This is a genomic window from Carnobacterium sp. GW821-FHT04C06, from assembly GCF_059420345.1.
Genome location: NZ_JBWKTN010000008.1, coordinates 1 through 19,437 on the forward strand (window position 1 = coordinate 1; position 19,437 = coordinate 19,437).

23 protein-coding genes and 1 pseudogene are annotated in these 19,437 nt (G+C 29.6%); 21 read left to right on the forward strand and 3 right to left on the reverse strand.

The window, feature by feature from the left end:
* Positions 1 to 191 precede the first annotated feature (191 nt).
* The 15 genes from AC07SW_RS12680 (at position 192) to AC07SW_RS12750 (ending at position 10,992) form a co-directional block, all read left to right on the forward strand.
* Positions 192 to 617: a hypothetical protein gene (locus AC07SW_RS12680; RefSeq protein ID WP_494633024.1), complete on the forward strand. Its 426-nt coding sequence runs from the start codon at positions 192 to 194 to the stop codon at positions 615 to 617.
* Between the two features lie 24 nt (positions 618 to 641).
* On the forward strand, positions 642 to 965 hold the full coding sequence (locus AC07SW_RS12685; protein ID WP_494633025.1) for a hypothetical protein: 324 nt from the start codon (positions 642 to 644) through the stop codon (positions 963 to 965).
* Positions 966 to 984: 19 nt separating this feature from the next.
* Complete coding sequence (locus AC07SW_RS12690; protein ID WP_494633027.1) at positions 985 to 1,341, forward strand: hypothetical protein; 357 nt, start codon at positions 985 to 987, stop codon at positions 1,339 to 1,341.
* A gap of 35 nt (positions 1,342 to 1,376) precedes the next feature.
* On the forward strand, positions 1,377 to 2,183 hold the full coding sequence (locus AC07SW_RS12695) for a hypothetical protein (RefSeq protein ID WP_494633028.1): 807 nt from the start codon (positions 1,377 to 1,379) through the stop codon (positions 2,181 to 2,183).
* Positions 2,184 to 2,569: 386 nt separating this feature from the next.
* Positions 2,570 to 2,779, forward strand: a complete 210-nt coding sequence (locus tag AC07SW_RS12700) for a helix-turn-helix domain-containing protein (RefSeq protein ID WP_135019000.1) — start codon at positions 2,570 to 2,572, stop codon at positions 2,777 to 2,779.
* A 118-nt stretch (positions 2,780 to 2,897) separates the two neighbouring features.
* Positions 2,898 to 3,353, forward strand: a complete 456-nt coding sequence (locus tag AC07SW_RS12705; RefSeq protein WP_494633030.1) for a hypothetical protein — start codon at positions 2,898 to 2,900, stop codon at positions 3,351 to 3,353.
* Between the two features lie 591 nt (positions 3,354 to 3,944).
* Positions 3,945 to 4,259, forward strand: coding sequence for a hypothetical protein (locus tag AC07SW_RS12710; protein WP_494633031.1), 315 nt, complete (start codon positions 3,945 to 3,947; stop codon positions 4,257 to 4,259).
* Positions 4,259 to 4,585, forward strand: coding sequence for a hypothetical protein (locus AC07SW_RS12715; RefSeq protein WP_494633032.1), 327 nt, complete (start codon positions 4,259 to 4,261; stop codon positions 4,583 to 4,585). Before AC07SW_RS12710 ends, AC07SW_RS12715 begins: the two co-directional genes overlap by 1 nt.
* A gap of 105 nt (positions 4,586 to 4,690) precedes the next feature.
* Positions 4,691 to 5,683, forward strand: coding sequence for a DUF2786 domain-containing protein (locus tag AC07SW_RS12720; RefSeq protein WP_494633034.1), 993 nt, complete (start codon positions 4,691 to 4,693; stop codon positions 5,681 to 5,683).
* Between the two features lie 23 nt (positions 5,684 to 5,706).
* Positions 5,707 to 5,952 carry a hypothetical protein gene (locus AC07SW_RS12725; protein ID WP_494633035.1) on the forward strand — a complete coding sequence of 82 codons (246 nt, stop codon included), beginning with the start codon at positions 5,707 to 5,709 and terminating at the stop codon, positions 5,950 to 5,952.
* A gap of 164 nt (positions 5,953 to 6,116) precedes the next feature.
* Positions 6,117 to 7,577: a L,D-transpeptidase family protein gene (locus AC07SW_RS12730; RefSeq protein ID WP_494633036.1), complete on the forward strand. Its 1,461-nt coding sequence runs from the start codon at positions 6,117 to 6,119 to the stop codon at positions 7,575 to 7,577.
* A 105-nt stretch (positions 7,578 to 7,682) separates the two neighbouring features.
* On the forward strand, positions 7,683 to 9,224 hold the full coding sequence (locus AC07SW_RS12735) for a hypothetical protein (RefSeq protein WP_494633037.1): 1,542 nt from the start codon (positions 7,683 to 7,685) through the stop codon (positions 9,222 to 9,224).
* A 432-nt stretch (positions 9,225 to 9,656) separates the two neighbouring features.
* On the forward strand, positions 9,657 to 10,232 hold the full coding sequence (gene amaP, locus AC07SW_RS12740) for an alkaline shock response membrane anchor protein AmaP (RefSeq protein ID WP_494633039.1): 576 nt from the start codon (positions 9,657 to 9,659) through the stop codon (positions 10,230 to 10,232).
* Between the two features lie 17 nt (positions 10,233 to 10,249).
* Positions 10,250 to 10,432 (forward strand): DUF2273 domain-containing protein, encoded by a 183-nt coding sequence (locus tag AC07SW_RS12745; protein ID WP_494633041.1) that lies wholly within the window; start codon positions 10,250 to 10,252, stop codon positions 10,430 to 10,432.
* A gap of 20 nt (positions 10,433 to 10,452) precedes the next feature.
* A complete protein-coding gene (locus AC07SW_RS12750) occupies positions 10,453 to 10,992 on the forward strand; it encodes an Asp23/Gls24 family envelope stress response protein (RefSeq protein ID WP_494633042.1) in 540 nt (179 codons plus the stop codon).
* Positions 10,993 to 11,101: 109 nt separating this feature from the next.
* Here AC07SW_RS12750 and AC07SW_RS12755 read toward each other — a convergent pair whose 3' ends face one another.
* The gene (locus AC07SW_RS12755) at positions 11,102 to 11,740 is read right to left on the reverse strand and encodes a DUF421 domain-containing protein (RefSeq protein WP_494633043.1); all 639 of its coding nucleotides are present in this window, start codon (positions 11,738 to 11,740) and stop codon (positions 11,102 to 11,104) included.
* Positions 11,741 to 11,753: 13 nt separating this feature from the next.
* The gene (locus tag AC07SW_RS12760) at positions 11,754 to 12,197 is read right to left on the reverse strand and encodes a DUF3290 family protein (RefSeq protein ID WP_494633045.1); all 444 of its coding nucleotides are present in this window, start codon (positions 12,195 to 12,197) and stop codon (positions 11,754 to 11,756) included.
* Between the two features lie 189 nt (positions 12,198 to 12,386).
* On the opposite strand from AC07SW_RS12760, the gene AC07SW_RS12765 reads away from it, so the two are divergent.
* The 4 genes from AC07SW_RS12765 to AC07SW_RS12780 all read left to right on the forward strand — a co-directional run bounded on the left by AC07SW_RS12765 (position 12,387) and on the right by AC07SW_RS12780 (position 14,976).
* Entirely contained in the window at positions 12,387 to 12,647 is a 261-nt protein-coding gene (locus tag AC07SW_RS12765) for a SemiSWEET family transporter (RefSeq protein WP_494633047.1), read from the forward strand.
* A gap of 180 nt (positions 12,648 to 12,827) precedes the next feature.
* On the forward strand, positions 12,828 to 13,088 hold the full coding sequence (locus tag AC07SW_RS12770) for a phytoene desaturase family protein (RefSeq protein WP_494633048.1): 261 nt from the start codon (positions 12,828 to 12,830) through the stop codon (positions 13,086 to 13,088).
* 63 nt (positions 13,089 to 13,151) lie between these two features.
* Entirely contained in the window at positions 13,152 to 14,321 is a 1,170-nt protein-coding gene (locus AC07SW_RS12775) for a phytoene desaturase family protein (RefSeq protein WP_494633050.1), read from the forward strand.
* The gene (locus AC07SW_RS12780; RefSeq protein ID WP_494633051.1) at positions 14,311 to 14,976 is read left to right on the forward strand and encodes a phytoene/squalene synthase family protein; all 666 of its coding nucleotides are present in this window, start codon (positions 14,311 to 14,313) and stop codon (positions 14,974 to 14,976) included. Before AC07SW_RS12775 ends, AC07SW_RS12780 begins: the two co-directional genes overlap by 11 nt.
* A gap of 351 nt (positions 14,977 to 15,327) precedes the next feature.
* Here the strand turns inward: AC07SW_RS12780 and AC07SW_RS12785 are convergent.
* Positions 15,328 to 16,468 (reverse strand): annotated as a pseudogene (locus tag AC07SW_RS12785) (IS3 family transposase).
* Between the two features lie 204 nt (positions 16,469 to 16,672).
* Between AC07SW_RS12785 and AC07SW_RS12790 the strand changes: the two are divergent.
* Complete coding sequence (locus AC07SW_RS12790; protein WP_494633052.1) at positions 16,673 to 17,521, forward strand: CPBP family intramembrane glutamic endopeptidase; 849 nt, start codon at positions 16,673 to 16,675, stop codon at positions 17,519 to 17,521.
* A 696-nt stretch (positions 17,522 to 18,217) separates the two neighbouring features.
* Positions 18,218 to 19,318 carry a tyrosine-type recombinase/integrase gene (locus tag AC07SW_RS12795; RefSeq protein WP_494633054.1) on the forward strand — a complete coding sequence of 367 codons (1,101 nt, stop codon included), beginning with the start codon at positions 18,218 to 18,220 and terminating at the stop codon, positions 19,316 to 19,318.
* Positions 19,319 to 19,437 lie beyond the last annotated feature (119 nt).

Sequence of the window (19,437 nt, forward strand, 5' to 3'; positions counted from 1 at the left end):
TTGAGATTCTGTAAGCCTTGATGAATCACGTTTCTTCATGGTAATACCTGGTCAATCAAACAAAAAATAACTAAAAGCCTTATGAAAAAAAATCATAAGAACACTAAAGGGAATTTTTCACTCTCTAGTAAATTAGTTATCTGTTTGAATTCTTACATCTAAAAATAAATAATTTAAAAGGGGTTTTAAAAATGGAAGAAAAAAAGGAAGCACTAAAACGAATGAAACAACTAAGTTTGATGGGAAATATTATTGAACAATTTAAAGAAAAGGATAGTATCTTTTGTTCAGAAAGAGCCTCCCTAATTATCAACGGTACAAAAGTAATTAATCCCATAATTTATAATATTGAGAAAAAATTATTGGAAGATATTCGCAAATTTGAAAAAGAATATAATGTGGTTGTGTACCATATTGTAAAAAGTGAAACAGAATACGGTACACTTTATGATTATTTGTTTGTTTCGAATAATCAAGATGAGTGGGAGTACGATAGAGAAGATATAGCTAATAATGTAGCGTTTGTTTGGGTAAATAATACAACTGCTCCACATTTTTCAGAATTTGGAACAATTGGAATACGTCCTAAAATGGGTGGTATTTTAAGAACAGCATAAGTAAAAATAAGGAGGCAATAAGTTATGATTACAGAAATTGAAAGAGAACAGCTACAAGAAAAAATGGCAAAGGAGCTAGGTAATAAAATTGAAGAGATTAAGAAAAAAGGGCTGATAAACAAAGTAGAACATGTTCTTGCAAATGACTTTCTTTTTGAATCAACGGAAAATCATTCATTAATTGATTATGATAACAATGTAGCTAAGGACATGGTTGAGGATGAAGAATACTTTATTAGTGAACTAAAAATAGCTTATCAAAATATGAAAAAGGATTATCCAAATATTGACAGTATGAATGAGACAGAAATTAACGAAATGTCAGCGAGTTACGCTGACATTTTCTAAAAAATAAGGAGAAATTGAAATGAAGAAAGATAAAAATGCAGTTATGATAAAAATCAATCGCTTAGAAGAATTGATGGCAAACGATTTTAAAGTTTCAAATTATGAAATAGGAACAGATTTACTAGAGTTAAGAGTACCCAATGATATTGGAGAAAGAGAGGGTTATGTTGAACTAACTATTTGGGTTAATGGAATAGGTCAAATTGATGGTAATCAAGGTGAGGCAGTAGAGTTATTAATTGGTAACAGGGATAGTGTCGGAGATATTGAAATTATTGAAGATGAAGGATTATTTGACTTCAAATCATACGAAAGTGTAGAGAAATTACTTGAATCTATGGTTGATAGGATTATAGAAGAATCAAAACACAACTAACTACATTGAAAACATAATCTAAGAATAAGGAGACAATGGCTAATATGATACTAAAAAAATCAATCAGAACGCAACTAGCTTATCTACAGGAATACCCAATTATAACAATCAACAGTGAGGATGAATTTGGGCAAGAAGGTGAGTTACTTGCCGAAGTGGGTGAACGATATGAGCAAAGTATAGAGAGTGCTTATTCAGGATTAGGGTATGGTCTCACAACTGGAGAAACATTTTTAAAAAATGGATTATTACTTGATGAAGATGGAAATCCTATTGAATCTAAATTGTTTTATCGCATAGATTGGGAAAATATACCATGTATAAATACTCTTGAAGAGGATTGGGATAGTGATGTAGCTAGACAATTAGGTGATTTAACACAGGCTCTTAAATACGTGGAAAGCGATGAACTTTTATCAGATTTTGATGAAATTTATCGATGCTTATCAATCAACCAATATTTAATTGATTCTAACCAATACAAATTTGTATATGGTTCAGAAAATTGGGATACAGATGGAGAAGAGGAAGCAACATTATTAAAAAATTACAGAGATGAAAAAAATTATGGAGAGTTAATGAAAGAGTTAGGGTATTTTTTGAAACGCTATAACGGTTTTTCAAAAGTAGCTAAATGGAGTACGCAAGAATTGAATGGAATGGAAATAGATTTAGCCAATGATATGATAGAAATGGGGTATGATATATCAACATTAGAAGAAAAAGAAGCAAGAATATACGCTGTAGAACTAGGATTTGATGGATTATCACACCTTACAGAAAATTATTTAAGTCAATTTTATGATACTATTGACCACAAAAGAATTTACATTGGTTTATGAATGAAATAAAAATTGAAAAATCCTTCAAAGTATCGGAACTTGTCCGAAATTTTGAAGGGGTCTTCAGGATAGTATACTCCCCAGGTGGGTCGTATACTGAACTTTTTACAGTATAGGGTCGTCGCATTCATTCGTTTCGTCTTCGACTCATTCCTTTGACTGTGCGCTGCGCTTCACCATAGACAGTTAAATTTTTTTGGATTCCAAAAAAAGCGTTCTATATTATTGTGAAAAATTAAAAAGGTATTTTATTTTTTCACACCCAACAAAACTTGTTGTTGGGGCCCTTTTAGAATACTGTACTGTAGGAAAATGGATAAACTTAAAAATAAATTGATAAATAATACGATATCGTATAGAATGGAGAGTGATAAGGAGCTGGTTTAATGGTAGAAAAGTATGAATTAAATGATCCAAGAATTATGACTTTTTCTGAAGCAAGTAAAAAATTAGGTAAAAATGAGAGCTATTTGAGAATAATGCTAAATAATCATCCTCAAAATTTCTTGAAAGGAACCTACAGGAAATTTGGAAAAACCTATTTAATAACTGAAGAAGGTATTGAATACGTACAAAAAATAGAGCGAAAAAAATAAAGATCTTTTTTCATTGACAAAATATACGGTATCGTATATAATAAGAGTATGAGTTAGAAAAACAAAGGAATTAGCGCTGTAAAAAATACGATATCGTATATATAGGGAGGAGTATAAAATGAAAATTTGTCAGGTGAAAAAAGAGAAAATGAAATTAATTGAATGGACTAGAACAAAAAAACACAAAGAAATTGATAGAGAGTATGTTTTATTAACAGACAAACAATTTCAGATGCTAAAAAATAACGAGTTGCTTAAATCAGAATACAAAGGAAACTATCACATCAGTGAGAGTAAAGCTCAACAAGAAATCATAATGAACGAATTGATTCCATTCTTCAAAAAGAAACTTAACATCGATTTAGAAATTAAGTCTTACTGTTATGCAATGTTTGATTATAAAGACAAATATACAGGAAGCGTTTGTATCGGGGAAAAAAATCAAATTAACATTACGTTTTCAGAAATTCAAGTTAGTTATGGCCATGAAAAGGAAATAATAATGTGGGAAGAATGGTTTTCTACTACTGAAGAGGGTCTAAATTTATTGATCAATCGAGTAAGTAAATATTGATTAAAAAGAAAAAAAGCTAGGAGGTCGCAACTCCTAGCACAAAACAACAAACAAAAATTTGTTTGATTGTTTCTATTATATCACAGAACAAAACAACTAAAACAAAAGGAGTTTGATTAGATATGATGACAGGGTACATTTTCTTTTTCTTAGTAATAATTTTTTGGATAACTTTAATTTCTATAGTATATAAATTGAAAACCAATTTTTCAAGTAAATTTATTCCATTTTGTAACAAACACTTCAAAATCGAATATGATCGTAAAGGTGGTTTGAAAATTGAATTATTCTAAGGAAGAAATTGAAATTATTAAGCTATTATCGATTAATCCATCTATTTACCAGGTTACAAGACTTCCATCCGATAACAAACCTTTTAGTTATCTTTTATCAATCACTAGTGGAAAGAAGCCACTTTTCTATTTCAATTTAGATAATGTTAAATGCAAAATACATTATTTAACATATGGAGCAATTGATAACGAGAAAAACGGAGTAAGTAGTGGCACGACAATACAAATAAGAAGACTGTTTCAAAGTTTGCTCAGAAATGTCATAAAAACAGGGCAATTATACTAGGAGGCTAAGTTAATGGTTATAGGCGATGGATTGATTGTAATTCCTGAATACTTCAAAAAATTTGTAAAAGAAAAAATTATTCTTGATGATCTTCCTAACCAATTTTTAGTTGTTCAAGGAATTAGAAAAAATACTCTTACAAAATCTTTAGAAAATTTAACACGTTTCGTGGTTAAACATGGAAGTGAAATAACAATTATCAATCATTCTACATTTTTTCAGGTCGAAAATGAACTTCGTGAAGTAGCAGTTGTTCAGATTATAGGTTTAGTGTCATGGAAAATTGAAGACTTACTTGAAGAAGAAAGTAAAGGAGACGAAAAATAATGAAAAGAATTGAATCAACACCTTATTATAAAAATGAATCTAAAAATAAAAAAGTGATTGAAGCAGCGGTAGAATCAATTGAAAATAGTGGCTATCAACTTATAGGGTTTTGGGTTGAAGATCGGACTCTTAAAGTTAAATATGATGATCGTTTAGAAGTTGGATCCATTTATGTAGAACGTAAAGTTTCGGTATTTGAAAAAAATAATAATGCTGAAAAGCTTAAATCATTCTTGTTGACAGTAGGGTTAACACTTGTGACTGCATTACTTGCTGGATTAGCAGCATACGGTTATTTGATAGCCTTAATCGCTGAAAATAGGTAAACAAGGGGGAATCTCTATGAGTAAACTAATTACTGAAGTAATTGCAACAATTGTTGAAAAGCAAAAAAACAATGAAGCTAATCAGAAAAGTGGAGGTAATAATTAATGGATTCCAAATATACTGAAATTGTCAAAAAGGTAAAGGGCCTTTTAGCTATTGCAAATGATAGGAAAAACGATGAAGAGAGTCAGTCAGCGTTCTTGTTAGCTCAAAAATTGATGCTGAAATACAACGTCAGTAAAGAGGATGTGTCCGACTCTGAAATAGTTGAGGAGATCAATGAAGAAAGTGTTACAATCTTTAAAAAAATGTTTTGGTGGGAAAGAAAGTTAGCTACAATTATTGGTGATAACTTTAGGGTAAAAGTCTTTTATAGAAGTAAAATATTAGATGGAAATAAAAATAGAACTTCTAAAATCATGTTCTATGGATTTGAAAGAGACTTAGAAATGGCGAAAGAAATGTATTTATTAGCCTACGAAGTCATGCTATTTCATAGTAAACAGTACATTGATTATCATTATAAACAAACTGAAAAAAAACGTACTAGATACGTAACTGAGTCAGTGAAAGTTAGCTATATAAATGGGTTTTTAGAAGGGCTTAATGAACGTTTTAAAGAGCAAGTTCATGCACTAAAGAAGGAATTTGATTTAATGGTTTTAATTCCTAAAGAAGTAGAGGATAGTTATAAATCAATGTCAACAGATTTTGGAGTTTACAAGACTGTTTCTCCTCCAATTGAAGTAACAGCTGCATTTAATGATGGATTAAAAAAAGGAAAAGAAATTGATTTTACGCAAAGTACGGTTGATACAACTGATTATTCAAGTATTTATGGAAAAATAATAAAATTTAACCAAGGTGCTTCAAAAGGATTACTAGGCAAAATTTTAAAAATTGAAGACAAAGAAATGAAGCTATTGGTTTGTTATGATAGGAATAGTGGATTTAGCCCTTCTTTTTACACGTGGGAGTTACCCTTTGATTATCCTTTTGAGTTTGCAGATGATGTTGTAACTGCACAATTTGAATTGAATTACCAAAATTTAAAAGATGAACATCCAATAATTTTTAAAGAATTAGGATTAAAGTAAGGATAACAGAAAAGGAGAATAATATGAAAATACAACAACAAGCAAATATTGAATCAATAGATGAACAAATTCTATTAGTAGACAATCACATTTCTGATCTTTGTGTAGAGATGGAAAATTCCGCATTATCTGATAGTCAAAGTCAGGGATTAGAAAATAAAATTATTAGTCTTACTAGTAAGAAGAACAAATTATACAGAGAAAGAAGTCAGCTGGAAAATGAAAAAGATGTACTCTTTCAAGAATTGATAGGAAAAAATAATCAATAACCTTAAAAAAAGTGTGTGAAGTTAGAAAAACTTAATATATCAGTCCAAATTCAAGATTATTATTGTTAGATTTAAAAATAATTGGTAAAATTATTAAGATTAGAAAAATATAGAATTGTTAAAGATCAAAATATTAAAAATTAAAATAGAGAGAAGTAATTTTGATGAATAAAAAAACAAAATGGTTAGTTGTTGGTGCTTGCGGGCTAGTTTTAGTTGGTGGAGGTATTGTTGTTTTTAATCAAAAAAATGAACAAGCACAAGCAGAGGTGTTACAACAAGAAACACAAAAATCATTAAAAGAAGCAAAAAAAAATATGGAGTTATTATACAATAATGATAAAAAAGAACTTCTCGCTAATTCTATTACTGACATTAAAATACAAGCAGCAAAGAAATCTATAAAAAATGTAGATCCTAAAGCGTTATCTACTAAAGAAGAAAAGACACTTAGTTCTATTGAAAAGCAAGTTGATTTTGCAAAAGAAATGTTAACCATTCAATCTACAATAAAAGAGAAAATACAAAATGATCAAATTTTAAGTGAGAATGTAGAATTTTCTAAAGAAACAAAAGAATTAAAATCATTGGAAAAGGAAAAACCTCTTTTTGTTAAAAATATGACGACTCAAATTGATACTGCTAATCAACAAGTTGAAATAAAAAAATCATTGATGAGAATGTTTAATGACTTTGAAAAAAAAGAAGTGAAAACTGATATATCTCGTACAGATTATGATAACTTAAAAGCAAAGCTTGATTCTCAATCAAGTGATAGCTTTAAAGATAGTTTGAATAGCTATTTTGAATTAGTTTTAAAATCAATTGATGATAGAGAATCTAAAGAAAAAAGTGAACAAGCTAAAGTAGAAGATGAAAAGAAAACAGAAGCAACTAAGGAAGAAGCTTCAGGATCTAGCGCAAGCACTGGAGGAAATTCAACTTCTGCAAGCAACGGAGCTTCAAACGGAAATTCAACAGGAAGTTCAGCAAATAGTCCAGCAAATACAGGAAATTCTGCATCTCAGGCCCCTTCTCAACAAGGTGGTATTGAAGGACTAATTGCAAGTTCACCTACTGGACAACGTACTGATCAGATCGTAGGTGTAGTTGCAAATGGATCAAGCGCAACAGTATATTTATTTGAAAAAAATGGTGGTCAATGGCAAACTGTTTTAAGCAGCGGTGGACATGTGGGATCTATGGGGGTAGGTTCAGCTAGCGAAACTGTATCAAGAACACCTAAAGGATCATACTCTCTAGGATTCGCTTTTGGTACAAGTAACCCAGGTACTCAACTACCGTTTAGAGCGATTACTCCAAATTCATATTGGATAAGTAATGTAAATGACCCGATGTATAACACATGGCAAGAACGTCCTTCTTCTGACCCAGCAGATGAACATTTAAGTGATTACCCTGTACAATATCAATATGCAATCGTTATTAATTATAATAATGGTGTAGGTGGTGGCTCAGGATTCTTCTTACATTGTGATAATGGTGCGCCAACAGCTGGTTGTGTAAGTGTACCTACAGGAACAATGGCTACCCTTATGCAGCGTATTCATAGTGGGGCGTCAATTATAAACGTAAACTCACAAAGTGAATTAGCTAACTATTAATTAGACAAGAAAGAGCCGTTCTATTGAAAGGCTTTTTCTTGTTGTTCCACTGTAAAATAAATTCATTAAAAAAGCATCTATATAAGATAAGTTAGGAGAAGGAAAATGTTGGAGTTATTTTTAAGAATAATTTGGAATTCAATAAATGGGGAATTTTTAGCTGAGATTTACTTCAATTGTAGTTTGATTACTGATGGGATAGAGGTTGATGCACTGTTCGCTCTTTCAGCAACTGTGATTGCATTACTTATTCCATTAGCAATCTTTATGATGGAAAATAATGGGAATTCAAAAGATAGTTCCTTTTTTTGGGATAAAATGGTGATTTTTAATAATGTAATAAATATGAAAGAAACTATTGTAGGACTGTCTTTAATAACAATACCTCTAGTATTTTGGAATTTTATATTTTTGAGACCAATTGCTTTAGCATTATATATTATTGGTCAATATTTTGTTGTTCAATTATTAATTAACTGTTACAAGTGGATTATTGCTAAAGGAAATGGAATGCATAATTATCGTAACCAAAAAAGATTTGAATATCTCGAGAATATATCTACAATAGAAGATTGTATTTACACATGGAAAATTATTTGGGATACAGAAGAAGAACGGAAAGGAATGGATGAAAAAAAATTATTAGAAACGTATATTGTAAATTATGAGAATAACAAAAATTCAGATGCAATTAATCAGCTATTAATGCTGTATGTACCAAATGTTAAAGTTGAAATATATACACAAAAGGTATTATCTGATTTTATTTATCAGGAGTTAGATAAAATGTATGAAGAAGAAATAAGTGAATCTAATCTTTTCTTGAATTTTTCTCGTAAAGATTTATTCAATGAATATAGTAGTCAAAGTATAAAAAATAAAAATAGAACGCTCATTTACTATTTTAATGAAGGTCTTGGTAAATTTATTAAAGAAAAATCTGATGTAGTTGTTTCTAAATTCATTGAGGAAAATGGATTAAAATTAATTGAAAATATTCAAGCAAATATTGAAAATATTTACAAATTGAATGAAATATTACCTCAAGAATTGAATTACGATAAGCAAGAAGGTAACTCACATAAACAAAAAGCTATTGCTAATTTATTTGAAAGCTGGATAAATACTTCGGGCAATTCTGTTTCGAATGATAACGATATAGAAAAGTGGGAACGATCAAAATTTACTAATGAATTATTAACCTTTCTTTTTGATAATATGTCACCCATAACGTTTTCGCGACTTCGTGAATTTTCTAAAAACTTTATTCCTATTAAAGATATAAATGATAAAAATTTAGAAAATAAGATGAAAGAATTTGCTTTACGAAAAAATCCTATAATTCAAATGAGTAGAGTCCATTCTTTTAGTGGAGGAGATGAAAATGATGCTGAAGAGTACTTTTCTCAGAAAGAAAAAGAGGAAACAGAATGGACGTATGAATATTTTGCAAATTCAGATAACTGTCAGTACCAAATTGTAAGAGATGATAAGCAAATAGAACTATACATTGAACTTATAAAAAACATTAAAAAGAAATACGGAAATAAAGAAGAATTTCCTTTTGTTAAATTAGAGGGATTAGAATATGAGCTATCAAACTTACTAAAATATATAAGATCTAAAAAAGATAAAGCAGAAAATTAAGATAAAATTGAGGAAATGAAAATGAGATTAAAGAACTTTTTTGAGTAACTCATTTCAAGAGAAGACTATCAAAACTTATAAGTATTGATAGTGTGTGAGCAGCGTTACAAAATTAAGAGTTTGAGTTAGTCACTTCTTACTGTCAAAAGTAGATCGATAAGTGTAGTTAAGTATAAGGATAGTTTGTAGATATTGTAGTGCTAAAAACGGTCCCTTCTAGTATTATATAAATATGTTGAATCAACTTTCAATGTTAGTATTTAAATTGAGCAGATAGTTGTGCCAAAATCTATGTGTTAATAACATCCCTTTAGCCTATAAACTATTATAGACTACTAATACGATAAAAAAATCAGCGAATACCACATTTCTATTTAAATAATGAATTTATTTTGGTATCTTATTTTCATAATAGGAGGTGATATAAAATTGATGAAGTGGCAGAAACTTATGTTAGGACTATTTTCACTATTAATTCTAATCGTTTCGTTTTATAGTAGTATTCGCTTTCAATACACAGTCGGAAATCCTTTTGATTTTTCATTTTCCATTAGCAATAAGCAGTTTATATTCTATCGTTCGCTTTTATTATTTTGGATTTCCATATTATTACTAGTATGTTCAATTCTAGGATTTATTTTAAGCATAGTTGTTCCTAAAAAAGAGAAACTGTTACGTTTAAATTCAGAGCAACCTAATTCATTAGCCATTCAGCGTAAAACAATAGAATCTATCATATTAATAAAAGCAAATGAAAAAAAGTTCTTTGAAGAGGTAACCACTAAAGTAAAGGTTAAAACGAAAAAAAGAAAAATCACTGCGAAAATTTTGGGTTCCATTCAAAATGTTCCGAATCTTCCTGATCAAAGTAGGCTATTTATAAATGAACTTCATGAGGATATGGAAACGATCTTAGGCTTAGAGTCAGAAAAGATAAGACTGAAGGTAATACTGAAGCCGAACCAAAATAAAAACAAGACGACTACTAGTAAAAAAAGAGTCTCGTAGGGTGGTGAAAAAAATAGATGAAAGATATTATCTATAACAATAAGTTTGCTGTAATAGGCGCTTTAATAGGGTTTATCATAGCTTTATTATTTCTAACACTAGGATTCTTTAAAACCATTTTACTATTAATCATGACAATTGTGGGATTCGGTATAGGATGGTATTTAAAGAAGACAGGTTTGTTAAGTAAATTAAAATAATATAAAAAGGGGTTTTAAAAATGGCAGAATTGACAAAACAAAATCAAAAAAATGAAGAAACGAAAGAAATTGCAAAAGAATTAACGTATGAGGATAAAGTATTACAAAAAATTATTGGCATTTCTTTAGAAGAAGTGGATGGGTTATTGACAGTAGATGGTGGTTTCTTTTCAAATTTAGCGGAAAAATTTGTAAATACAGATACGACCACTACGGGAGTTAATGTAGAAGTAGGGAAAAAACAAGTAGCTGTAGATTTAGATATTGTTGTAGAGTATGGAAGAAACATTCCTGAATTATTTGAAAAGATTATCAAAACCATTCAAAAAAACGTAAATGAAATGACAGGCTTAAATTTAGTAGAAGCTAATGTGAAGGTTGTAGACATTAAGTCTAAAGAACAATACGAGGAAGAGTCCGTAACGGTTCAAGATCGCGTAAGTGATTTTACTGAAAAAGCTGGAAATACAATTGGAGAACAAACTGAAAAAGTAAAAGCTGTAGCTTCAAAAACAACTGAAAATGTAAAAGATAAAGTAGATAACAGTAGAGTGCAGTAAAACATAAAAAGAAGGTATTCGCTAAGTTCACATGCTTAACGAATACCTTTTTTTTAGAAAATAAATGAAATAATAAATTTGAGTATTTGATTTAAAAAGTAAATAAAGTTTATTTTAAATCAGGATAAGGGAAAACATTAATTTCACCTGATAGATACTCAGCCAGATAGATTTGATTTAATTGATAACCTTCTTTTTTTATCTCTTCTTCAAGCCATAGGGTGTCTTTATTAATCAAATCCAAGACATCTTCGTTAATTTGTCCATCTATAATAATGGGATACTTAATGCTTTCATCTCCATATTCAATAATCGTAATTTGTCCATTTTGTTCCATAACTGCTTTTTTTATAGTGGAAATTTCATAAATACCTGAAGATCTTAGTTTAAAAGACAAATCATTGGCTGGGATTCCACATCGTAAGCATTCTTCTACATCGATTTTTCCATTATTAACTAAGGTAATTGGCTTCCCGTCAATCACTCTTTTGATGTACTTATTATTATTCTTTAAAAATTTTAATGAAAAAACTAAAATGGTCCATATAATTAAAACTAGAAAGAATTGTAGAATCGTGATGTCTTCGCTATAAATGACTCCTCCAATAATGCCACCTAAAACATAATTTTGGACTTGGTCCATAGCAGAAGTAGGAGCTAAGTTTCCTTTACCTAATAGGTTAATTTGAAAGATTAGACAGATAAATCCTAGTGCCAGTTTAAGAAGTGCAGAATAATATAAATCCATAGAGGTAGCTCCTTTATTTGATTAATTGTATTTTGGAATTCATAAGTTTCGCAGATGTCAATTGATAAGCTGAATAGTCTGAATTAAAATTAACTAGATAGTATTTATTTTTTATTTTGACGACCATCTCGTCCGCTAAGGATGACGAGCTAACCACTATATCATTGGTTGAAACATTTTGGTCTTTTGAAAGTTTTTCTACAAATTTAGCAGTTTGAGAAAACTGGGATAAATTTGATTGTCCTTGAGTATAATTTGTAAATTGTAAGCCAATGATAAAGATTAAAAGCAAAAAGAAAATAAGACCTAAATCTCGATATTTTGTGTTAATTCTGTTGTGAGCATATTTGATAGTAACAAAGGCTAGAAAGAATAATAGAAATAATATAACAAGATATTTCAGATAACTATTTGAATGAGATTGATTCACTAAATAGCTGTATTTAAAAAATTGCATTATTGTCCTCCTTTGATAGTTGTGAAACTTAAAATTTATTATATACAAAGAGTATGAGGTTTGTAAATAAGTTGATAGTAAGTGCTCTATTTTTATTCGTAAATGTAGTTTTATATTAAACAGTTAGAAGGTTAGCTTAACTATTAAAACCTATTAGCAGTGAAAAATTTTTTTGGAAGGAAGATGACTATGAAAAAAAGAGAATTTATCAATTATTTAAGTTGGACAGCAACTATTTTAGCCATTTTGATGTATGTATCTTATATTCCTCAAATAAAGGATAATCTAAATGGAATAAAGGGAAATCCAATACAGCCGTTAGTTGCTGGAATAAACTGCTCACTATGGGTTGCATATGGAATACTAAAAAAGCCTAGAGATTTGCCATTATCTATAGCGAATTTCCCTGGTATTATTTTTGGTTTTGTCGCATTTTTTACGGCTTTATAGAATTGGTTTGATTGGGATATGATATAGCCCAAAATTGTAGTTTGATTATTTATTGATAAATAATATTTTTTAAGTAAAACTGTCAATATTTATCAGAATCAAAAGTAATGGATTTTACTTGCTATTTTTATCTAAGTATAAAATAATAAAAGATACAAATCCTTTTATAGAGGAGAAAATATGAAAACTATCGCAATTATCGGAGCGGGTGTTGCTGGATTAGCTACCGCTGCTAGACTACAGTCAAAAGGATACCAAGTTACTATCTATGAAAAAAATGAATCAATCGGTGGAAGAATGAATGTTATACAGAAAGATGGGTTTACTTTTGATTTAGGCCCTACCATTGTAATGATACCAGAAGTTTATCAAGAGGTGTTTCGATATTGTGGGAAAAATCCTGATGATTATATCTCAATGAGACAATTGACTACCATTTAAGATGTTTATTTTTCTAAAAATGATTGTATTAGTATTTCAAGTGATTTAGCACAGCTTCAAAAAATGTTAGAAACAATGGAAGAAGGGAGTACTGCGGGTTTCTTAGAATTTTTAACAGAAATATACAAACGTTATGAAATTGCTCGTAAATATTTTCTTGAAAGAAGTTTTCGTTCGCCATTAGATTTTTATAATCCGATGATGATTTACCAAGCAATGAGACTGAAAACATTTGATAGTGCTGATCGATTAATAAAAAAATATGTCTCTAACGATAAAATTCAAAAATTGTTAGCTTTTCAAACACTATACATTGGAATTTCACCAAAGCAAGGCCCTTCCCTCTACTCAATTATACCTATGATTGAATTGATGTTTGGAGTCCACTTTATCGAAGGTGGAATGAGGACAATGGCAGTTGGTATGGAAAAACTTTTTTTAGAATTAGGCGTTCAGATAAAAGTTAATTCTCCAGTTTCTAAAATAGTCATTGAAAAAAACCAAGCGGTTGGAATTCAAATAGGAGAAGACTTTTATCCGCATGATCATGTCATTTGTTGTGCAGATTTTCCATATGCAATGAACAACTTAATAAATAACAAAAAAACAAAAGGGAAGTATACACCAAAAAAAATTGATAATATGGAATATTCTTGCTCAGTTTATATCTTGTATTTAGGAGTAAATCGTAATTTAAAAGGTAAAATCCCTCTTCATAATGTTATCTTTTCAGAAGACTTTGATAAAAATATTGATAATATTTTTGATGGAGAGATCCCCTTAGATCCTTCTGTATACGTATATACTCCTTCTGTTGAAGATGAAAGGTTAGCTCCTACAAATATGGAAAGTGTCTATGTATTGACCCCTGTACCAGAACTGAAAACAGCGAAGTTTAATTGGGATAATGAAGAAAATAGTAACAAGTTAAGAACAGCAGTTTTAAATAAGCTACAGACTATCCCAGCTTTAGAGAACATTGAATGTGATATTATTAGCGAAACCACACTCAATCCAATTACTATCAAAGAACAATTTAATGGCATGTATGGAGCAGCCTTTGGCCTAAAACCAACACTAATGCAGAGTAATTATTATAGACCTCAAAATGTAAGCAAATCTTGTAAAGGCCTCTATTTTGCAGGAGCTAGTGTGCATCCAGGAGCTGGAGTACCTATTGTTTTAACAAGTGCTATGATAACTGCAAATGATGTTTTGAAGGATGACAACTAGAACAGACATTAATAATGACTATAAGTATTGTAAAAAAATTATTGAGGAACATTCTAAATCATTTAGTTTAGTCTTTAGTAAGCTCCCAGAGAGAAAAAGACACGCAATCTATGCTGCTTATGCTTTTTGTAAAGTGCTAGATGATAGCATAGATATTCATAAAGATAATAATTTGTTAAACAACTATGAAAAAAAATTTATCAAGATGTTATCTGGATCAACTGTTAATGAGCCAATATATTTAGCATTAAAAGACTCCTTTAATCATTTTGAATTAAGTTCAAAACCATTTTTTGAACTTATAAAAGGAATCCGTAGTGATCAGGATTTTAAACAACCACAAACAGATAAAGAACTTTTCAATTATTGTTACCAGGTAGCTGGAACTGTTGGAGAAATTATTCTTCCAATTTTAGCTGAAAAGAATCATAAAAAGTTAACTAAAGATGCGATAGCATTAGGGTGTGCAATGCAAATTACTAATATCTTAAGAGACGCAGGCGAAGATTTAAGGAATGAACGCATCTATTTCAGTAAAGAAACTATACAAAATTTTGAAGTAAATATAAGTGATTATAAATTCGTGCCTCAAAAAAAGTATCAAGATCTTTGGGAATACTATGCATCAAGAGCAGAGGGAGTATATATGGAATGATTAACGAATCTTCAATTATTTGACTTAGACAGTCAAATGATAGTTAAATCTGCAGCAAATGTATATGCACCAATTCTGCCAGCAGTTCGGAATATAGATTATAGTCTTGATAAAAAAGCAACCGTTTCTCACTTAAAAAAAATGAAAATATTTTCTAATAACATGAAATAGTATTTTGGACAGATGTCAATAAAGTAGAAAAAAATTGTTATCTTTTTAAGTATTCGAAAAAATGAAAGGAAGAGTAGTCAGCAACTTATAAGTTACTGACTACTCTTTTTTTTATTGATTTATTTGGGATATTGGATAGTGGACAGATGTCAATAATGTAGACACAAAAACAGATACAATTTAGGTAGAGCCAAAATAGATTTTTTCTTTTTCATTTGGTGTCATCATATTGTTTGCTGAATGAGGGCGTTTTAAATTATAAAAATCCTGTATATACTCAAAAGAAGATTGTTCAACTTCTTGAATTGTTCTAAATGTCCTACGATTTAGTTCCTCTTTTTTCATATATTTAAAAAAAGACTCATTTACTGCATTATCCCAAGGATAAGCTGCTTTGGAATAAGATGGAACAAGGTTATGTGTATCTAAAAATTGACGGACGCTAGTTGCACAGTATTGGGTTCCACGATCTGTATGGAATAGAACAGGTTCCTTGGGTTTTCTTTGATTCACAGCTGTTTCAAGTGTCTCAAGGACTAAAGAAGCTTCCACAGTTGGACGAACGCGCCATCCTATAATTTTCCTAGGAAATAAATCTAAAATGACACAGAGATAAACAAACTCTTTATTAACAGGAATGTAAGAAATATCGCTCGTCCAAACTCGATTCGCTTCAGTTGGATTGAATTGTTGGTTTAAGTGATTTGAGTAAGCTAAAGTAACCTTTGGTTTCGCATATAAAAATTTTGGCTTAGCTGTAGACATTTTTGGCAAATCCATTGATTTCATTAATCGGTACGTCCAACACTAATGAAATTTCCAAAATCACGCTCAAGAACAACTTTTATTTTCGCAGCACCTAATCGTTTTTTAGAATCCATGTAGATAGAAAAAATGGTTTGTCGAAGATGTTGATTTTCAACAGTTCTAGGAGCAGGAGTTGGGTCAAATTGTTTATAGTAGGTACTTCTATTTACATTTAAGACTCTACAAAGGCGCACAATAGAATAATCAAAACGTAATAAATGAACCGCATCTAATCGTTGTTTGAGTGTGGCGTAAAAATGGCAATCGCTTTTTTTAAGATGAGGTTTTCCTCTTCTAATAAATAAAGCGTTTTTCTTCTGTAAGTCTTTAATCTGTTTAGCAGTAAGGATGGAACCATCTTCAATTTGAACTTCAGAATATTGTTTTACCCAGAGGGATAAAGCTGTAAAGGAAACACCGTAATCCTTACACAACGAAGTTTGTGTTTTCCCTCCGTGGTAAAGATTTACAAGGCTTTTTTTAATTCTTCATCATACTTTTTGTAATTGGCCATTAAACTCATTCCTTTCATTTTAGTGTCTACTTATAAACAGTATATCATTAAAAAATCAGTCTACTTTATTAGTATATATCCACAGTAAGTAATTCAATTTGTTAAATTTTAGTAAAAAAAACAAGACTATAGTTGTATTGAAATTATTTTTTTGTATGATAATTTATTAGTGTAAGACAATTTAAAATAATAAGGAGAAATGTTATGTCAATTATTAAAGTTTCAAAATCAGTTTTGTTGTCGATTGGTGGTATAATAATTATTGTAATCAGCCAATTATTAGCTGGTCAAGTTAGTAGTTCGCTTAATAATAATTTAGAATTTGTTGTCTTTCCAACCATATATATTTTTTTAAGTGTATTTATTGTTTGGATAGTCAGTAAGATATTTAGGCAAGGAGACTTAAGTAGCATAGGGGTTACTTTGAAAAAAATCAATATCAATTGGATTTTTATTGGTATGTTATTGCCTATAACACTTAATTTAATAACAATTTTATTGAATTCAGGACAGTTTAAAAGTAACCCTATCGAGAACGTACCAATGGTTGTTTTTTCTGCTATTTTAGGTGGGGCACTTGCTCCGGGGATAACGGAAGAAGTTATCTTTAGAGGTTTCTTATTTACAAATATAAAAAAATATGTAGGTACTGCTATTGCTGTTTTTCTACCGTCATTTCTCTTTGCTGCTCTTCATATTTTTAATGGTCATTTAGACTTTTTTAGCACAATTTTATTGCTTGTTTCAGGAACATCAGTAGGAATTATGTTTACTATGATACGCATTGCTACAGGAAGTATATGGGCGGGAGTTGCTGTTCATTCACTTTGGGATCTATTAAGTGCTAGTCAGCAAAACAATATTTTTTCTATTGTCCCTTCAAATGTAGAAAGCACTTCATTTTTTTCTTATTTAATTGAATCAAAATCAGCATTATTAAGTGGTGGTCAATATGGTATAGAAACATCTTTGCTGGCTACAGTTTTATATTTAACAGTTGCTTTAATAATTTATTACAAAATAATTAAAAAAAATGAACAACAGTTTATTTGATTAGTAAAATATAATAGTAGGTATTTTTCTCTACAATTAAATGAGAGAAAGTACCTACTTTTTTATTAGCATGCAAATAACGTAATAATGTACATATTACTAATCTAAAATTGTCTATGATTTTTGACAAGTTTATAACTAGATTCAGTGTTACATTGGAAAACAATATTGTTTTTTAATCGTTATAGACAACGTGAATTTTTATAAAGATTATGATAACCATATACAAATCGGTCTAAAACAGGATACTGTATATAAATAAAGAAATACAAGGATAATTTTTAATTATTTTAACACAAATAAAACATTGTGACATGGTAATTAAAAAATACAAAAAAATATTTTTTATGTATACTCCTTGACTTTTTAACATCTAAAACATAGTATACATTATGCCTATGACATTAGCGATTGATATAATCAGAATATATTTATTGTTTGTTTATACAAAATGATTTTTCTTGTTTTACTGTAAAACAGGAAAAACTATATACAGGCTTGTTTAAAGGATTTGATTATAGTTTTTTTTTCACATTTTCAATATATACCAATTGAAAAATATTGTCAATGATTTTCAATTTTTCAAAAATAATTAAACAGTGGACTTTTTTTTTGTTTCATATATAATTTAAAAAGGCTGCTGACTAATTATTTTTTTAAGCCGTCAATAAGCCGTCAATGTAAAGGAGGTTTTTTATGTCGAAAAGAGGAGAAAATATTTACAAAAGGAAAGATGGTCGATGGGAAGGGAGATATATAAAAAATCGAAAAGATGATGGCAGTATACATTATGGTTATATATATTGCAATTCTTATACCGAGACAAAAGAGAAGTTAACTAACATAAAATCTCTCTACTATCTTCAAAATTATAATTCAAACAATGAATATTCTGGTAATTTAGAGCAGTGGTCTGAACAATGGTTAAAAAGTATAAAAGAAAATGTTAAATTGAGTACTTTCGTTAGCTATTCCCGAAAGTTGTCACTTCATGTGTTTCCATGGATTGGTAAAATTCAGTTAAAAAAACTAAATTATAACGATATTAAACAGTGGATAATAAATTTAGAAAAATTATTGGCACCATCTTCAATAAAAGTTATTTTTCAAGTATTAAATTCATGTTTAAAGGATGCCGTTAAGAAAAAGATACTTTATTCTAATCCCTGTGAACAAATTGCTACTCCTAAAGCGAAAAATAGTCTGGTGCATTCTCTTTCTAAAAATGAAGAAAATAAATTACAAGTTTTTGCAAGATCACATCCAAAAGGTCTTCCTATTTTACTTTCTCTACAAACAGGATTGCGTATAGGAGAAATTTGCGGATTAAAATGGAAAGATATAGATTTTTCATCAAATGTTCTTTATGTTAGACGGACTATTCAACGCTTACCGTCTTTAAATGAGGGTGGAAATAAAAAAACGATGATAGTAGAAAGCTCCCCTAAAAGTGACTACTCAATTCGTTCAATCCCTATTCCAATAACTGTTCATAGAGAATTATTAATTCTAAAAGAAACGTCTTCAAGTTCTTATGTTTTTGGACAAAAAAACCCCGCTGAACCCCGTTTAATTAATTATTGGTTTAAAAAAATTATTAATGAATTAGATATGCCAAACTATCGTTTTCATTGTCTTCGACATACCTTTGCTACAAGGTGCTTAGAAAAAGGTGTCAATATAGCTACAATAAGTGCTTTATTGGGACACCATTCTATAAAAATGACATTAGATACTTATATCAGTTCTTTTCTTTCAGAAAAAAGAGAGGCTATTAAACTAATAACATATACGTAAAAAATTTGATATAGTGCTTTTTTTATTAGACATTCATTTTTGTAAAATGAATGTCTTTTTTTTTTATTTATAGGCGTCATTTAAAGCGTCAAATTTATTTAGAAGCTTACTAGACCTGT

Excerpts from the sequence above, each read along its gene's own strand:
- AC07SW_RS12680 (WP_494633024.1), top strand. The coding sequence starts at position 192 with ATGGAAGAAAAAAAGGAAGCACTAAAACGAATGAAACAACTAAGTTTG.
- AC07SW_RS12685 (WP_494633025.1), top strand. The coding sequence starts at position 642 with ATGATTACAGAAATTGAAAGAGAACAGCTACAAGAAAAAATGGCAAAG.
- AC07SW_RS12690 (WP_494633027.1), top strand. The coding sequence starts at position 985 with ATGAAGAAAGATAAAAATGCAGTTATGATAAAAATCAATCGCTTAGAA.
- AC07SW_RS12695 (WP_494633028.1), top strand. The coding sequence starts at position 1,377 with ATGGCTAATATGATACTAAAAAAATCAATCAGAACGCAACTAGCTTAT.
- AC07SW_RS12700 (WP_135019000.1), top strand. The coding sequence starts at position 2,570 with ATGGTAGAAAAGTATGAATTAAATGATCCAAGAATTATGACTTTTTCT.
- AC07SW_RS12705 (WP_494633030.1), top strand. The coding sequence starts at position 2,898 with ATGAAAATTTGTCAGGTGAAAAAAGAGAAAATGAAATTAATTGAATGG.
- AC07SW_RS12710 (WP_494633031.1), top strand. The coding sequence starts at position 3,945 with ATGGTTATAGGCGATGGATTGATTGTAATTCCTGAATACTTCAAAAAA.
- AC07SW_RS12715 (WP_494633032.1), top strand. The coding sequence starts at position 4,259 with ATGAAAAGAATTGAATCAACACCTTATTATAAAAATGAATCTAAAAAT.
- AC07SW_RS12720 (WP_494633034.1), top strand. The coding sequence starts at position 4,691 with ATGGATTCCAAATATACTGAAATTGTCAAAAAGGTAAAGGGCCTTTTA.
- AC07SW_RS12725 (WP_494633035.1), top strand. The coding sequence starts at position 5,707 with ATGAAAATACAACAACAAGCAAATATTGAATCAATAGATGAACAAATT.
- AC07SW_RS12730 (WP_494633036.1), top strand. The coding sequence starts at position 6,117 with ATGAATAAAAAAACAAAATGGTTAGTTGTTGGTGCTTGCGGGCTAGTT.
- AC07SW_RS12735 (WP_494633037.1), top strand. The coding sequence starts at position 7,683 with ATGTTGGAGTTATTTTTAAGAATAATTTGGAATTCAATAAATGGGGAA.
- amaP (WP_494633039.1), top strand. The coding sequence starts at position 9,657 with ATGAAGTGGCAGAAACTTATGTTAGGACTATTTTCACTATTAATTCTA.
- AC07SW_RS12745 (WP_494633041.1), top strand. The coding sequence starts at position 10,250 with ATGAAAGATATTATCTATAACAATAAGTTTGCTGTAATAGGCGCTTTA.
- AC07SW_RS12750 (WP_494633042.1), top strand. The coding sequence starts at position 10,453 with ATGGCAGAATTGACAAAACAAAATCAAAAAAATGAAGAAACGAAAGAA.
- AC07SW_RS12755 (WP_494633043.1), bottom strand. The coding sequence starts at position 11,740 with ATGGATTTATATTATTCTGCACTTCTTAAACTGGCACTAGGATTTATC.
- AC07SW_RS12760 (WP_494633045.1), bottom strand. The coding sequence starts at position 12,197 with ATGCAATTTTTTAAATACAGCTATTTAGTGAATCAATCTCATTCAAAT.
- AC07SW_RS12765 (WP_494633047.1), top strand. The coding sequence starts at position 12,387 with ATGAAAAAAAGAGAATTTATCAATTATTTAAGTTGGACAGCAACTATT.
- AC07SW_RS12770 (WP_494633048.1), top strand. The coding sequence starts at position 12,828 with ATGAAAACTATCGCAATTATCGGAGCGGGTGTTGCTGGATTAGCTACC.
- AC07SW_RS12775 (WP_494633050.1), top strand. The coding sequence starts at position 13,152 with ATGTTAGAAACAATGGAAGAAGGGAGTACTGCGGGTTTCTTAGAATTT.
- AC07SW_RS12780 (WP_494633051.1), top strand. The coding sequence starts at position 14,311 with ATGACAACTAGAACAGACATTAATAATGACTATAAGTATTGTAAAAAA.
- AC07SW_RS12790 (WP_494633052.1), top strand. The coding sequence starts at position 16,673 with ATGTCAATTATTAAAGTTTCAAAATCAGTTTTGTTGTCGATTGGTGGT.
- AC07SW_RS12795 (WP_494633054.1), top strand. The coding sequence starts at position 18,218 with ATGTCGAAAAGAGGAGAAAATATTTACAAAAGGAAAGATGGTCGATGG.